The sequence below is a fragment of the Pseudoalteromonas sp. NFXS53 genome, from assembly GCF_056629255.1.
Window position 1 is genome coordinate 87,373 of record NZ_JBWVBR010000013.1, and the last position, 15,546, is coordinate 102,918.

Annotated in this window: 10 protein-coding genes; 2 read left to right on the forward strand and 8 right to left on the reverse strand. The window is 40.7% G+C overall.

From position 1 onward, the window contains the following. Positions 1–108 precede the first annotated feature (108 nt). The 5 genes from AC1HJP_RS14350 to AC1HJP_RS14370 form a co-directional block, all read right to left on the reverse strand. Positions 109–2,688: a TonB-dependent receptor gene (locus AC1HJP_RS14350; protein WP_480362424.1), complete on the reverse strand. Its 2,580-nt coding sequence runs from the start codon at positions 2,686–2,688 to the stop codon at positions 109–111. A 209-nt stretch (positions 2,689–2,897) separates the two neighbouring features. Next, entirely contained in the window at positions 2,898–4,499 is a 1,602-nt protein-coding gene (locus tag AC1HJP_RS14355) for a glycoside hydrolase family 3 protein (protein WP_480362425.1), read from the reverse strand. Positions 4,500–4,576: 77 nt separating this feature from the next. Then, positions 4,577–5,374: an ATP-binding cassette domain-containing protein gene (locus AC1HJP_RS14360; protein WP_480362426.1), complete on the reverse strand. Its 798-nt coding sequence runs from the start codon at positions 5,372–5,374 to the stop codon at positions 4,577–4,579. Beyond that, the gene (locus AC1HJP_RS14365) at positions 5,367–6,359 is read right to left on the reverse strand and encodes an ABC transporter permease (RefSeq protein ID WP_480362427.1); all 993 of its coding nucleotides are present in this window, start codon (positions 6,357–6,359) and stop codon (positions 5,367–5,369) included. The genes AC1HJP_RS14360 and AC1HJP_RS14365 overlap by 8 nt, the downstream gene beginning before the upstream one ends. Before the next feature lie 9 nt (positions 6,360–6,368). Beyond that, positions 6,369–7,442 carry a substrate-binding domain-containing protein gene (locus AC1HJP_RS14370; protein WP_480362428.1) on the reverse strand — a complete coding sequence of 358 codons (1,074 nt, stop codon included), beginning with the start codon at positions 7,440–7,442 and terminating at the stop codon, positions 6,369–6,371. Between the two features lie 178 nt (positions 7,443–7,620). Here AC1HJP_RS14370 and AC1HJP_RS14375 point away from each other — a divergent pair, with 178 nt between their 5' ends. After that, on the forward strand, positions 7,621–8,805 hold the full coding sequence (locus AC1HJP_RS14375) for an ROK family protein (protein WP_480362429.1): 1,185 nt from the start codon (positions 7,621–7,623) through the stop codon (positions 8,803–8,805). A 12-nt stretch (positions 8,806–8,817) separates the two neighbouring features. Here the strand turns inward: AC1HJP_RS14375 and AC1HJP_RS14380 are convergent, their stop codons facing one another. Further along, positions 8,818–10,806: a winged helix-turn-helix domain-containing protein gene (locus AC1HJP_RS14380; RefSeq protein WP_480362430.1), complete on the reverse strand. Its 1,989-nt coding sequence runs from the start codon at positions 10,804–10,806 to the stop codon at positions 8,818–8,820. A gap of 123 nt (positions 10,807–10,929) precedes the next feature. After that, on the reverse strand, positions 10,930–12,573 hold the full coding sequence (locus tag AC1HJP_RS14385) for an SUMF1/EgtB/PvdO family nonheme iron enzyme (protein WP_480362431.1): 1,644 nt from the start codon (positions 12,571–12,573) through the stop codon (positions 10,930–10,932). 310 nt (positions 12,574–12,883) lie between these two features. On the opposite strand from AC1HJP_RS14385, the gene AC1HJP_RS14390 reads away from it, so the two are divergent. Then, a complete protein-coding gene (locus tag AC1HJP_RS14390; RefSeq protein WP_480362432.1) occupies positions 12,884–14,692 on the forward strand; it encodes a sensor histidine kinase in 1,809 nt (602 codons plus the stop codon). A 19-nt stretch (positions 14,693–14,711) separates the two neighbouring features. Here AC1HJP_RS14390 and AC1HJP_RS14395 read toward each other — a convergent pair whose 3' ends face one another. Further along, positions 14,712–15,398 carry a lipoate--protein ligase family protein gene (locus tag AC1HJP_RS14395; protein WP_480362433.1) on the reverse strand — a complete coding sequence of 229 codons (687 nt, stop codon included), beginning with the start codon at positions 15,396–15,398 and terminating at the stop codon, positions 14,712–14,714. Between the last annotated feature and the right edge of the window lie 148 nt (positions 15,399–15,546).

The following is a 15,546-nucleotide window of genomic DNA, read 5'->3' on the forward strand; positions in this document are numbered from 1 at the left end:
TGGGCATGCTTATCTTTCTTTATGTTCATAAGGGTTCACTAATAAGGGTATAACTTTGTTGAATTAAAGCGATACCTTAGGTTATTGCTAATCAAAAAACGCTTTTATTTAGAAACGAACGCTCGCCCCTAAGTAATACCGCGTACCAAACTCATCAACGCTGTGAACTACATTGCCAAAACCTGGGTGGCGAAGTACCAAGGCTTCATTGAGTAAGTTTACCGCTTCAAAAGACACGTCAACGTTATCAGTAACATGATAAACAACAGACGCATCTAACTGATCATACGCGTCATTTATACTCCCTAAACCACTATCATTATTTTGTCTTATCCAGTCATCGCGATAGTTATAAGCCAAACGCACACTGAACAAGTCACTTTCATAGAAACCTGATAAGTTAAGTGAGTTACGCGATACTTCTTCAATTGGTACTTCTTCTCCTAGAGAATTCGTGCGAGAAGTATCTGTATAAGTATAATTAAACTGCACACCAAACCCGTTTTCAAAATCATATTGGTATTGAAGTTCAATCCCTTTTACATCTGCCGTTCCAACATTTCGCGAACGCGTTACTAAACAAGCTTCACCACAGCCAACATAATTTTCTGCTACCGTAGTTTGCTCGATGTAATCACTGATATTCTTAACAAAGAAAGTCGCACCAAGCAGCGACGCTGGGTTAAAGTACCACTCAACTCCCATATCATATTGGTCTGATTTATACGGGTCTAAATCTGGACTACCCACATTAGCTGTTTTAAAGCTTTCAGAAATGATATCTGCAAGTTTCATGTCATCATAGTCAGGGCGAGAGACTGTTGAGCCTGCTGCAAATCGAAAGATCACATCATCAGAAATATCCATAGCAAGATTTAAACTTGGTAAGTAGTTGGTGTAACTTTTCTTCACTTCGCCAGCAATGTCATTGATAGATCCTTTCGATAAGATATCCGTTTCAACGATACGTAAACCTAAATTACCTCTAAAACCCTCACCAGAAAAATTCGCTTTTACATACGCCGCTGAAATATCTTCTTCAATTAAGAAGTAATCTTTTACTGTCACAGCACTCGGTTTATTTTGCTCGGCATAGGCCCAGATACTGGTATTAGCAACGGGGAAACTTGATAAGCTGCCCGCACGCCCTTGCGAACTATGTAAGCCAGAAGCAAAACCACCATTAAAGTCATCAAGTGTTAACCCTTCAGCCTGTGCAGCAGCCACATCTAAATCTTGATAATTACCTTGAGAAGAAAATGCTTGTGATTGGAATTTAACACCCGCTTCAATTGAGGTCACAATGTCTGACTCTAACTGGAAGTTAAAATCGGCCTGCGCATAATCAATTGAGTTATCGCGTAAGTAGTTAATATAGGTGAACTCATGGAACAAGGCTAAATTAGTATGATCACTAAGATAACTCGGATTAGTTGGCTGAAGCTCTAATGGCCCTGCAATATCAAATCTAAAGCTAGAGTTGGCCGTGTCGGTAATATCACCCCACCAAGTACTCGTTTGACCTGTTCGACCTTCAGCATTAGAGCGACCAACTACAAAGTTTGCAGTCCAATACTCGGCTACATACTCGGCATTGATATTAAGCGCATCAGTCTGCATATCAGGCGTACGTAGCACTGAGTTGTTAAATAGTGGTGCATTGTCAGGGCCTGAGGCCAAAGAAGTTGCTGCAGTCACATAACCTTGGGAGTTTTCAATAACAGAATCAGCCTGCATTTGACCAAATCCAACCACCGCAAACATTGCTGAATTAACATGATTATTTTTTAGCTCGAATAAATTGTAATCAAGGCCAACACTCAGATTATCAGAGGCAACATATTGAAGTGACATTTGTGTTGAGGCACGCTCTCGGTTTTCATCAAACAAAATTGATGACATCGCACCATAAGACTTTCTTGCTGTATCACCAGTATCGACAAAATCCCCCGTTGGCCCAGGGCCAAAGTTAGATAGCGTTTCTCGATATACTTTAGATTCCTCGTTTGAATAGGCAAATAATACACCTATTCTTTCTGCGTCATCTTTCCAACTATATAGTGCAGAATAAGCTGGTGATGTTTCTTTTGCACTGATGTGATAGGCAGCTTCCGCTGAGGCGTAAAAAGTATTTGCATCCATGTCTAGCGGCTTACGAGTTTTAAGGTTAACTGTGCCCCCCATTGCACCTTCATTGATGTTCGCTTCAACCGATTTATACACATCCATGCCTGAAATTTGCTCTGCAGCAAGCATCTCAAAGTTAAAGCTACGATTCATTCCGCCTAAGTCAAACCAACCGACAGAGGCAACGTTTTGACCATTAAGCAACACCATACTGTGCTCTGGCGCAGTACCGCGAACTGTTACACCATTCACCTCACCAAAGGTTCTTACAACAGTCACCCCAGGAATTCGCTGCATGGCATCTCCGATGTTTTTGTCGGGGAATTTACCTATGTCTTCGGCTGAAATAGAGTCGACAACTGAATTTGCAAAACGCTTGGTGTTTAAAGCTTCCGTTAAACTACGGCGTATGCCTCTCACTTCAATCACTTCAACATCAGATTTAGCTGCTGTTTCTTCTGCAGCCGCTGACACAGAGATACCAGATAAAGCAGCGCCTATACATACGGCAAGATAGCTTGCCAATGTTGTTTTAGGCTGTTTTCGATTGGTTAATTTCATTTTGTTATCCTTATTATGTTTGCACACCCAAACTCAATTAAGTTCAGTTCACTAAGCTTTTCTCGATATTGAATGTGTCATGCTGTTTATCTGATACTGCGCCGATACCCAGTTTATTTAGTAAATCTATTAGACTAATTATTTAATAAATCATTTTGACTAAATGTCAAGCATTCATTATTGCTATTTTTTATTAATAACAGACTCTCTTATAACTTATTAGCCAGTGCAGACGCAGCACAGGACCTACTTGAATAAGTACAAATATAAGTAGATAAATCAGTATATTGCGTTAATTCATAATCAGAACGCATGGCTAGAACCACAACCTGTTCTTGCCATTTTGCTAGCGCTTTTTGCACCAAGTCTTGCTGACTTTGCACATCAAAACGCGTGCCCGGCAATGGGTAGTCTTCGGTCACAACCACCAGAGGTAAAACAATATCTGGCACAGATTCACTGTTAAGCAGTTTAGAAAAATCATGCCAATCCAAAATATTCAACGTTGATTTTCGCTGCTTAAGCTGTGTGATTAAGACCTCTTTTGCGGAGTTAGGATCATTGGGTCCGATACCTCTAGCGTTCACAATGTCGTCATAGCACCGTGGTTGGGTGGCAAAGAATAACGAATACTCCTGGTTTTCTAACGGCCATAGTCCTTGGCTATTACGCAGTACGGTTAAGCTTTTTTCACATGCAGTAGACACTATGGCCTTAATTTCATTGCTTGAGAGTTGAGGCTGAAGAGGCTGGTTTTGCAGTTGTTGATATTTATAAGTTAAGACATGGGCTAAGCGCGTATCAATAATTGCTTCACTTAACTCTCCTTGCTTAACGGCATTCACCACGCCTTGAATCGTTTGCGCTTGTAATGCTTTATAATCCGTGGTGCTGTTTTCATAATGTTCCTCACTGAGCATCACCAAATGTGCACCTGCTTGCAAAGCTAACACGGCTGCTTGCTCGGGCTGATAATTTTTACGCATCGCCCACATATTCATACTGTCAGTAATAATAAGCCCTTTAAAACCCATTTCGTCGACCAGCAATTCCGTTAGAATAGTTTTTGACAACGTGGCTGGATATTGCGCATCAACTTGGGGGTATTGAATATGGCTAGTCATTATCAGATCAACACCAGCCTCTATGGCATGTTGAAATGGCATAAGGTCTTGGGCACGTAACTCTGCCAAAGATTTATTAACCACAGGTAAGCTTTGATGCGAATCGGTATGGGTATCACCATGCCCTGGAAAATGCTTAGCACAACTTAAATTTCCTGCTTTCTTAGCACCGCGCACAGCTGCAGCAACATGCTTTGCGACTTTATCTGTCTGCTCGCCAAAAGAGCGCAGCCCAATTATTGGGTTATTTGGATCTGCATTGACATCGGCACAAGGTGATAGAAGCGTGTTATAACCAATACTTCCCATTTGCTGCGCAAAGGTTTGATACATTTTCTCAGTTAACACTACATCGTCGGCTTTACCCAATGCCAAATTACCCGGCCCGACATCGGTATGCTGAGTTAAAATCCCCCAAGCCCCTTCTTGATCAACGGCTAATATTAAGGGCGCATCACATCCTCTCAGTGCTGCTTGATACTGTAATGTTTCAGATAGCTGTGTGGCTTCGGTTAGACTTGAAGCATTATCATCTGTGATATAAAAACCACCAACGTGCTTTGTCTTCACCAAGTCTTTCGCATAGTCGAGATCTTTGCCTGCAAATGCCAAAATAAACAATTGCCCCACTTTTTCCTCTAAACACATAGTGTCTAATAATTGCCTTACTTTTTGCTCAATATTCATGCTAGTCCTTAAATTTTGCTCGCAAAAAGCCTGCGGCTGACAATTGCTCATCAACCGTGCTTATAAAATGAATAAAATTATGCGCCGTGAATTTCCGCTATTTGTGTTTGAGATTTAGCGCCTGTGATCAAGGCAACTAAATCTTCTTTTGAGACCTCATCGACAGCGACATCTGCAACCGACTCGCCTTGATATAACACCACAGCTCGATCACAGGTTTCGACAACATGCTGCATATTGTGACTTATTAACAAAACCGCGACGCCCTGCGAACTAATTACATTAATTAACTCATTAACTTGGGCGCTTTGCTCAACACCAAGCGCTGCGGTTGGCTCATCCATAATCACAATATCAGCCCCCCAGTTAACGGCTCTGGCAATGGCAACAGCTTGACGCTGGCCTCCAGATAAAGATTGTATTTGTGTATCGAAGCTAGGAATTCGGCTATTAAGGCGATTAATGGCTTTTTTTGCTCGCTTTTGCATGGCTTTTTTATCAAGCCATCCCAATTTGGCTAGCAAAGGGTTTTTATGTTTGATTTCTCGATTTAAAAATAAGTTATCAACAATATCAAATTCAGGGATCATGGCCAGATCTTGAAATACGGTTTCAATACCTACCTTGCGAGCGTCTAACGGCGTGTTTATCTGCACCGCTTTACCATTTACTTTTACTTCACCTTTGTCAGGGGCGTGTATTCCAGAAATACAGCGAACCAAGGTTGACTTACCGGCACCGTTATCACCTAACAGCCCGACGACTTCTCCTTTATTAATCTTAAAACTGACGTTTTTTAAAGCTTCTACGGGCCCAAAGCTTTTGCCTAGATTACTCAACTCTAATGCAACTTGATCGAGTGCTGTTCTAACCATTTTTCATCTCCTTTACACCAATTGCGACCGCTGCAATTAAAATTACTCCCCTGGCAATCATTTGCTCATTAGTTGAAAAGCCCGATAAAATTAACCCGTTATTAATGAGCCCCATCAACCAAGAACCAAGTACCGCACCTATAATACAGGCGCGGCCACCGAATAAGCTGGTACCACCGATCGCCACAGCAGCAATGACAGTAAGTAGATCTGCTTCACCTAAAGTGTATCTGGCGCCATGTAATCGCCCTGCATACAGCAGTCCAGCTAACGCCGCTGCCATAGAAGAAATAACCAAGGCATAAATACGCACTCTGGTCACCTGAATACCCATTGCTAATGCAGCCTTCGAGCTTCCCCCCACAGCCAATAAGTGTCGCCCAAATGCCAATTTCGTCAGCACAATATATCCGATGCCTGCTATCACCAAAGTCCAAATCAACAATGATGGCACACCAAAAACCTCACCAGCGCCAAAAAAGCCAGTAAAGTTCGAATTTATGATAGGGACTGACTCAAGGTTAGTGAATTGACGAGCAAAGCCTGTGATCACCCCCATAGTGCCAAGGGTGATTAATAAAGAAGAAACTTGTAACCGTTCAATCAGCAAGCCATTTACAACCCCAACAAACAAGCCAACACTTAGTGCACCCAGCACGGCTAAAGGAATACCCACATGCTGTAATAATACAGCACCAACTAAGGCGGATAAGGCCACAACCGAGCCAATTGATAAATCAATATGTCCAACTGCAAGCGCAAACGTTAATCCCACCGCCATCACCGTTAAAGGCGCCGTTTGGCGAATAATATTCATAAAGTTGGCAAAGCTAAAAAACGCAGTGTCATGCAATGCCACTGCAAATAGCAATAACACAGCGATGAAGATGTAATAAATAAAGTACTCACGTTTGAGCGCTTTTTTGCTAATAAATTCTGAGGCTCGGGCCTTGAAATCGGGGTTATTTACTTGACTAACACTCATGGTTATTCCTTATTGTTGTAGTGCAAGGTCTAATAATTTGGGAACTGGCACTTTAAAAGCGTGTTGCCAGATGGTGGAGATATTTTCTTTGGTAACTGTATCGTACGGTACCAAGGTAAAGAGTGGCGTTGGCTCACCTAACACCGCAAGCCCTGAAATATAAGCCATACTCGAGCCTATGGTATAGGGTCTATCCGAAATCGTACCAAATACGTTTCGACTCATGGCCATATCAAGTAAATTATTTACACCCAAGTCATGGGTGATCACTTTGACCTTTTTATTGCCAAAAGACCTGAGTGCTTCTACTACCCCTTCTGCTGCTGCATCCCAAGAGACATAAATCGCATCGAGTTCTGAGTTTTGCAATATCATCGCAGCTGCGATATTACTGGTCTCATTCTCTTTAATGAAACCTCGCTGACTCACTACTTTTAAATTTTCAAACTCTTGTAGTTTGATTTTGAAAGCATTGTCGCGGTTATTGGTAATAAAGTAATTTGCGTCGTGATAAATAATCCCCACCTTCCCTTGCCCTTTAACCGAGCTATTTACTAGCTCAGCCGCAGCCTCACCCATGCCAAACATGTCATCTGTCACTATGCCAAAAAAATCTTTACCATGTTGAAAACCTGGTATGGGATTGCTCAATAAAACCAGTTTTGCCCCTTGGCTTATGGCTTTTTGGTAGCTTTGCTTAGTGCTTATCCCATCTACACTCAGTGATAAAATAATGTCGGGGTTAAGTGCAGATATATTCTCAAGATCAGCAACTTGTTTTGCCGGGTCAAATTGCGCATCGGTTACTGCAACCACTTCAACGCCCAATTGTGCAAAAGCATCTTGTGCGCCTCGAGTAACAGCTGTTATCCAAGGACTTGCACCATGCCATACTAAAGCAGCAGTGAGCTTTTTATCTTTTAGCTGTTTTTTTTGTGCTTCACTCAGTGAAATATCTGAAGCTTTTGCCGCTTTGGCCCAATCGATGTTTTGTACTTGAGCAGCATGTACTTCAAAACACAAAGCAAACAGCAGCGCGGTAAACAAGGCAAAAAACCGTATTAATTTCCATGTTATTTGCATTTTTTTTAGTCTAAATGATCCGTCGATAGGTTTATATTTATGCAACAAAACCTTTATGTCAAACATTTTGACTAATTCTTTTTGTACGATTCTGCCCATGCTTGGCATACAATGACGAATTAGTAATAATAATAACCAGCCACTTTCAGGCTCATAAAACAAACTGGGTGTAAGCACATTGATAGGATCGAATGCCAAACAAAACAAAGCGTTAAACTTACGACTAGTACTCGCTCAAATCGTTGCGCTCGGTCCTATTTCACGAGTTGAAATCGCCAGAAATACCCACCTCACCAAACAAACCATTACCAATATGGTAGAAGCGCTTTTAGCGCACAATTTAGTGACTGAGGTAGGTATCAAAAAATCAGAAGGTGCAGGCAAGCCCTCTAAAATGCTCTGCTTAAATGAAACAGCTGCTTATTCTGTTGCCGTCAGAGTTACGAATTCTGAGCTACATGTTGCTTTATTTAAACTCAACGGTGAGTGTATCAATAGCCTTCATACTCAATGCAGTCACAGCGACTTACTTGAAAAAACGGCCTATCTCGTTAATACCTTACTGAACATTGATAATATCGCTAAATCTCAAGTGCTTGGTGTTGGTTTTTCTATGCAAGATAGCGCTCACTTGGCGTTAGAAAGCCATCTCACAGCGCAAAAAATTCAGCAAGATTTAGCACAACAGTTAACATTACCTATTGCGATTGAAACATCTGCAGCGGCTGCAGCGGCTTATCAAATGTTATTTGGTGAAGCCAAAGATCTACACAACTTTATATATGTCCATTTGGGGAACCGTGTAGAGGCTGCGGTTGTATACGACCGAAAAATTCTACTCGGCCAAAACGGCCTAACTGGCGCCATTGGCGACATTTTTGTCACACCTGAAACCGATGACAAGACTGGCGAATTAGGCCGACTCAATGACTTTGTCTCTTTGCAATCTTTAAAAGCACAGCTCAAAGACACGAAGTTAACCCAAGATATGCTGTTATCTGAATTAAATGAAGAGAACAAGATTGTACTTAATTGGGTAGATAAAGCCGAAGAGCCACTTCGTATTGCGATACATACACTTGAGTCTTTGTTAAACACACAAACCATTATTTTAGGCGGTGATATCAATGACTGGTTGTTAGATAAACTGCTTACACAGTTACGCCCTTATATTCCGAGTATTGCTCAATACGGTGAACGTAATGTGATCCGCTTAATCAAAACACCTGATGTGAGCCAAATTGCCATGAAAGGGCTGGCTACTTTGCCTCTTCATGCAGCACTTAGCTTTGAAAATATGCAAACACTATATACCCCACACAACCTTACCCCCTCAGATCTACAGTCACTTATTTATGGTTAACTGGGGTAAAAGTTAAAGGCCTGCCATTTGTGCTTCGGCATCAATACCCACTTTAGCTAATCGCTCTTTTCGCCAATTTAACCACCAATATGAAGCGTGATTGGCGATAAACTCTCGGTATTCGGCTAACTCGTGACTCTCGCCTTGGCTTTGCTTTAGCTCTAGCAGTAATAAGGCACTGTTTAAGCTAAGCCAATTCAAATGCTGACCACGGCCAATGTTGAATGAGCGTTTAGCATAAGTGATGGCATTATCGATATCATCCAGTGCCCGATAGTATTGCGCATGTAATAACGCAGAACGCGCAGGCTCTGTTATTTTTTCTACCACTTCAAGCGCTGCTTCTGGTTTGTCTAATTTTAAATATAGCTTTGATAACTGATCTGCTGAAGAGAAAAACACCCAATAGTTTTCAGGTGTCACTGGCTTATCTAACACCTCATGGTAAAACTTAATGCGCTCTTCCTCGGTTTGGGCAAACAAGGCAAAGTGATACATAGGCAGCATATAATGAGAGCCATCTAACTGGTATTCAGCCAGTAAAGTTTTCGCTTGAATAAGATAATCCATGCGTTCTTTTTTCATACCAAATTTACTGGCCTTAATGGAGAGCAAGGTGTAAGCACGTATTTCGGCGACCGGCTTTTTTCCTAATCTAGCTAAGCTTGCCGCTTTGTATAAATAGCGGTGAATCGCATCATAATCTTCTTTAGTATGCGCAATTGAGTGCGCAAGTTCAGCCATCGATTTATTCACTTCTGCCTGCAAGTCATAAATATGTGCATCAGAGAGTAATAGATCAGCTTGTTCATAGAGTGTTTGTGCGCCAATTGGGTCCCGTTTGCCTTGGTAAAGCTGCCCTTTTAACCACTTACCATAGGCATAATAAAGCGGATGTTTAAGCTCACTTTCAGCCAATAAAAGTTCGATGTAGCCACTGGCCGAATCAAATTTATCCGCTTGAATAAGTTGATGTGCTAATAATGGTAAAGCATGCAATGACTCCTCCATGGAGTCATTCATTAAAGAAAGCTCAGCCGAAAGTAATGACTCACTTTTCAAAATAAAATAATCACTTTTAGCTATCTTACTTAAAAGTGTATTGGTCTGCGTCGCAAGATCAGACATAGACCGACCATACAAATAACTGCTCCAACTACGCTCAGGACCTTGTACTAGTAATTCAAGTAAATAAGGTGCCTGCTTACGCGTGGCTGAGTCGCCATTATTTTTTAAGATCCCCGTAAATACCAGTGCGTTATTAACGCTTAATTTTTGATACTGCATAAATGGTGAGTTTATGAAATCTCTGGTATCTAGCGCTTTGTTCTCAAGCGCAAAATCAAGTTGAGCATGTAGGCTTGCTAATTCATCTTCAAAGTGTCTCGGGCTATCGGCTGTGAAAGGAATAAACTGCAAGTTACTGTGCTCGGCTTGGGTGTCACTTTCAACTCTTACTTCTTGTACTTTCAAGCCTATGCTGTTGCTATAGATACCATGCTCTGAATGATAGTAAGCTGCGCCTGAAATAAAAAAAACAACCATCAAACAGGCCATAACAATACGCTTGTCGAATGTTTTCTTTAAGTTAGTTGGCTCGACAATACTTTCAAGGGGTGACTTTTTCTCTTCTAATTTTTGCTCTACTTGCTGACTGGTATTTGCTCTTTGAGAATGATTAGGCGTTTGCCGTTTCTCTGATGAGGCATCAATTACAATTAACTCTAGCTGCCATTGATAGCCTTTTTTTGGAAAAGTTTTGATTGCATCTTCGCCTAAAATTGAGCGCAATTGGCTGATATTCTGAAAAACGACTTGCTCAGATACCACCTTTGAATGCCAGATTGCCGTGAGGATATCTTCTTTACTGAATATTTTTTGAGGGTTGGAAATAAACAACGCCAGTAGATTAGATTGAGTACTGTTTAGTGGAATAACTTCTCCAGCTTTATATAAGACAGACTGACTCTCATCAAACTCAAAATCTAGAAACTGGATCATACAGCGCACAACCTTTGGTATTATTATTTTGTCAGTGTCGAAAACACGGCCCTGCTCAGTGTACGACAATCAGGGCCGAATTCAATCTAAGGTGTTTTCAATCGCTTATAAAACTGAGAAAGACTAAAGTTTTTTCACATCTAACCAATTAATTGAAAGGCGTGTTCGCTCGCCGACAGGTTGAATTGTGAGTGTGTGTGTGCCTTTAGGTAAAGTCACTGGCACTGCACTGGCCGTTTGCCAACCGTTTTCACCCGTTGTGGTGATGTCTTTCAACAACTTGCCATTTAATAGCACTGAAAATGTTTGTTTGTCGCCGCTATGAAACACCCTTGGTTCAAGTGTGTACTTACCTGCTTTGTTTACCTTTACTTGGTAATCAGCGCTAGTATTACGCATATTCGCAAACACCAAATCGTGTTTTGGCTCTTGAGATGAGTTTCGAACACTCACTTCAGTACCTTGACTAAATGCCTCAGCTTGAATACGAGCTGGTAAGGTATGGGTATAAACGGCATTTGAATCCGCTGTATTTGAAGCGAGTCCCTCTCGTTCTCCAATCTGAGGCGTCACTTTATAACGAGCTTTATTCTTGCTTGCCTTAGTATCGACATATTTTAGTCCTGACACGCCTTCTGCAATCACTTGTTCTTCATTTGAGACTAAATCTAAGCGAGTCACTTTATAAGTTATACCAGTAATATCTTGTTGATGTTGCCAGGATAAAGCCACTTCTCGGCCTTTGTCTTTCAAAGAAAGCTTAGATACTTTACTTGGATAATCCGCTATTTGCGCATGCACTATTTTGGCTTGCTTTTGTGCTTTCGCTAACCCCGTCACAAATTGATCACTACCGGTCTGAGCAGGTAAGGCTTTACCTTTTGTATCAAGTACCAAACGAAAACCTTCTATAGCCGCGATAAAATCATCAGCCATTTCACCTCTTCGGTCTAGATCAGGTACCTCCCAATGCCAACTACTGCCTTTAGCAATACGTGAAGTACAGTTAGCTTGGGTAACAGGTCCTCCCCCTTGAGGGAATCGTTGTTTACCATCAACATAACAATCAGCAACTACCTCTTGAATGTTACCAAGCAGGTCATGCACCCCATATTTATCGGCTTTATATAAGCCTACGGTAGAAGAAAGTATTTCTTTGTCGTTACAATCCTCAATGGTATAAGCAGATGAATATGGGGCTTGATACACTTTGCCTGTCATCGCATTTGCGTGTTGATCAGCTAAGTTGGCTATTTCACATACTTGATGACGCTTTTTACCATTTTCAGAAATATACTCGTCATACCCCCCGGTTCGCATCACATATAACCACTGAGCTTCTGACATAAGTCGATACTGCTTACCCGTTTTATCAGAAAGCCATTTGGCATACTCTTCCGCGCCCTTTGTCCCAATACATACCACTGGATGATATTCAGAAAGATTAAAAAAATTGTTATCCCACGAACCATCTCGTTCACCCGCACCAAACCATCCTGGGCCAATTTCGTGCATACAATTTTTTGGTGCTTCATAACCTGTATCTTCAATGAATTTTCTAAACTCTGCCACCGTGAGCTCATACTTTGCCATTTGAAATGGCTGCATAGAAACTTTATATCGTCCTTCCCCTGCATGGTCTTTTGCCATAAAGCTACCCGCAGGAATACTGGCTGTAGGCGGTTCGAAATATGTCACTGACTGGGATTTTGCGAATGCTTGAGTACAACTCAAAGCAATGACTATTGAAAGGATCTTTTTTACCATTGTGTGCTCCGTTTACACCTGTTTTGTTGTTGAGCAAACAATAGTGAGTACACAATTTTTAATCTTATTATTTTTCTAAAAAATTTTTCTCCCGCTATTTAACCTTTAAATACAATCACTTTAGATTTTTTATAGCTTCTACGATGTTATGAAACTAATATAGGCTTTTCATAAACTCGCTTCGAAATCTTAGTCGAATAATAAAAGTGCGTCGTACACTGTTGAGTTTTTCACACATTTACTGCCATGTTCTACACTTAAAGCATATCTTACTGTCATTACATGCTGTGGAAATCTCCTTAAGGGTGCTATGAAATTAAAGACTGGGTTTATCATTTCCCAAGCCAGTATTATTATTAGCCTAATTGTGACCCTTGTTGGTGGGCTTTTTTTATATCAACAATCACAGCTTAATAAACAAATAGATCAACACCTTCTCCAATATAAAAATGCATTCTCCCACTTTCTTTACCTACAACCCGCATTTAGCCTGTATCGCTCGAAAGACATTGAAAGCGACTTAAAAAAACATAAAAACGATTATGCATTAGCCATAATGTCTCTCAAACAGCACATTGAAGATGACAGCATTGCCCTACTACTACTTAACCAAATTCAGGTGGGGGTTGGTGAGTTTGAAAAAAATTTACTCGAACAAATAAAACTTCAAAGGCGTTTAGGGTTCAATGAAGACAGAGGATTAAGAGGTTTTTTTCGTCATGCCGCCCATGAGCTACAGGCCATTACTGGAAAGTTAGAAGATGCCGAGTTTGAAATTCTAATTTTAGAACTGAGACGCAGAGAAAAAGACTATCTACTTCGTTGGGACCCTAAATATCTCAAACTACACACTCAACTGATTGCACAGACACAGCAGTTAATTAATACCCGTTATCCCTTAAAGAATGCTGATTTAAATTTAAGACTCAATGAATATATTCAAGGTTTTAATCAATATATTTATCATTTAGAAACCCAGGGGCAGCACGCTTCGCAAGGATTAAAAGGTAAAAATAACGCTCTATCAGTAGAGCTGGAAGAACGTTTTGATACGCTATACCAGCACCTCAATGAGCAACAAGCTGCAACGTCGCAAAATTACCTTAGAAAGATTTTTTTACTTATTTTAGCAACCACCATAATCAGTCTTTCCATTTCATTTGTGATTAACCGCAGAGTGACTTTTTCACTGATTGCTGTCACCACATTTATCAGAAAACTGTCTAACAGTGATGATTTTAGTGAGCGATTAGAACTTGGAGGTAATGACGAGCTATCTCAATTTAGCGATGATCTAGGCATATTATTAAGCCATATTGAAACACTTATCGAGAGACTCTCACTAGCCCAAAATAGGCTTATCGAAGACGCAAAAATGGCCAGCTTAGGCGGTCTTGTAAAAGGTTTTGCACACGAATTAAACACACCATTAGGCGTGGCAATAACCAGTGAATCTTTCCTTAGGGAGAAGGTGGGCAAGCTTAAAGATGACTTCAAACATGGCAAGATATCTAAAGCAAATCTACAAGTTTTGCTACAAGAATTTGATGACTCGCTTAATTTAATAGAAAGTAACTTAACTCGCTCTGCTGAACTCATAAGCAGCTTTAAGCAGGTTGCGTCTCACCAAGAATATGATGAGCTCGTCGAGTTTGATATACACGAATTTTTAGACAATCTTGTCATCAGCCTAAGACACGAAATTGATAAACATGATGCATGTATCTCTCTCGATATTCCAAAAGGAATGATTATAAAAAGCTATCTTGGGGCTTTTGGGCAAATATTCACTATTTTTATCGTAAACAGCCTACGCCATGGTCAAGTTGCACATAATAAACTCAACATTGAAATTTCGTGCAAATTTGTCAGCGGAGCTATCCACTTCAGGTTTAGCGATGACGGTGCAGGTATAAAAGAAGAGCTACTTGAAAAGGTGTTTGAACCCTTCGTGACGACAAAACGAGGTGAAGGCGGAACTGGCCTAGGCCTAAGCATAGTGTATAACTTAGTCACCCAGCGGCTAGGTGGCCATGTTGAATTACAAAGTATTGAAGGTAAAGGCATATGTATTTATATGCACTTCAATGAAATCCCATTTCGTCAGCACTTTGAGTAAGTTACCTAAAATTATAAAATTATGAAAAGGCTTTTAATAAACTTTGAAAGTAACCTTCAACAGAGTCTTGTTGAGCAGTATGTTGAACCAAACAGGTATGTACCTCTGAACGCACGCGTTCAACTTGTTGATGGTATTCATAACAGGTATTTACTGGGTTAATGATCGTGCTAATATCCGTATTGATTAATATACAAGCCTGAGCAAGTACCACCTTACCACCACCATTTTTAAGCACCACTCGCTGTGCTGTTCCCACGACTTTTTTGCCTGAGATATTGAGATTGTAGTCACCATCACAGTAAGAAAACTCAGTGGCATGAACATCTACTTTTACATCATATAACGCAAAAAACCGAGATAGCTTGTCACAAAAATCTTGATAGGCTTTTGGTATCGAATAAGGTGTTTGCTCATCCCAAACATACATATGAGAAACATTAATCACACCAGGTACTTGCGGTACCGGCGCACCACCTGTTTTGCGACTAAACAACTGCCAGCCCATTTGCATAAGCTGTTGATTTAGTCCTTCTGAGCTTTGCCATTTATTACCTGACGGCAAAACCAATGTTGGCTTATCTGGTTGCCACAAAATCAAAGCTTCATTTAACTCCCCTCTTTGCAATTGACCTAAGACTTCCGTTTCTTTTGCAAATACATTTTCAACCTGAATATTTGGATACAATAAGAGTTTAGGTTTCATAAGCTAGTGATCTTGGTGTTTATATTTTAATAATTACATCAGTAATATATAACAAAATAAGAGTGAGTAAAGGTAAGTTTGTTAACACAAAAAAGCGCCCAAATTGGGCGCTAAAATAAAGTGGGCCAGGGAAGCCCATTTGATGCTC

Bases quoted from the DNA above. Each gene is read 5' to 3' on its own strand.
- AC1HJP_RS14365 (WP_480362427.1), bottom strand. From the start codon at position 6,359: ATGAGTGTTAGTCAAGTAAATAACCCCGATTTCAAGGCCCGAGCCTCA.
- AC1HJP_RS14390 (WP_480362432.1), top strand. From the start codon at position 12,884: ATGAAATTAAAGACTGGGTTTATCATTTCCCAAGCCAGTATTATTATT.
- AC1HJP_RS14380 (WP_480362430.1), bottom strand. From the start codon at position 10,806: ATGATCCAGTTTCTAGATTTTGAGTTTGATGAGAGTCAGTCTGTCTTA.
- AC1HJP_RS14360 (WP_480362426.1), bottom strand. From the start codon at position 5,374: ATGGTTAGAACAGCACTCGATCAAGTTGCATTAGAGTTGAGTAATCTA.
- AC1HJP_RS14395 (WP_480362433.1), bottom strand. From the start codon at position 15,398: ATGAAACCTAAACTCTTATTGTATCCAAATATTCAGGTTGAAAATGTA.
- AC1HJP_RS14350 (WP_480362424.1), bottom strand. From the start codon at position 2,688: ATGAAATTAACCAATCGAAAACAGCCTAAAACAACATTGGCAAGCTAT.
- AC1HJP_RS14385 (WP_480362431.1), bottom strand. From the start codon at position 12,573: ATGGTAAAAAAGATCCTTTCAATAGTCATTGCTTTGAGTTGTACTCAA.
- AC1HJP_RS14370 (WP_480362428.1), bottom strand. From the start codon at position 7,442: ATGCAAATAACATGGAAATTAATACGGTTTTTTGCCTTGTTTACCGCG.
- AC1HJP_RS14355 (WP_480362425.1), bottom strand. From the start codon at position 4,499: ATGAATATTGAGCAAAAAGTAAGGCAATTATTAGACACTATGTGTTTA.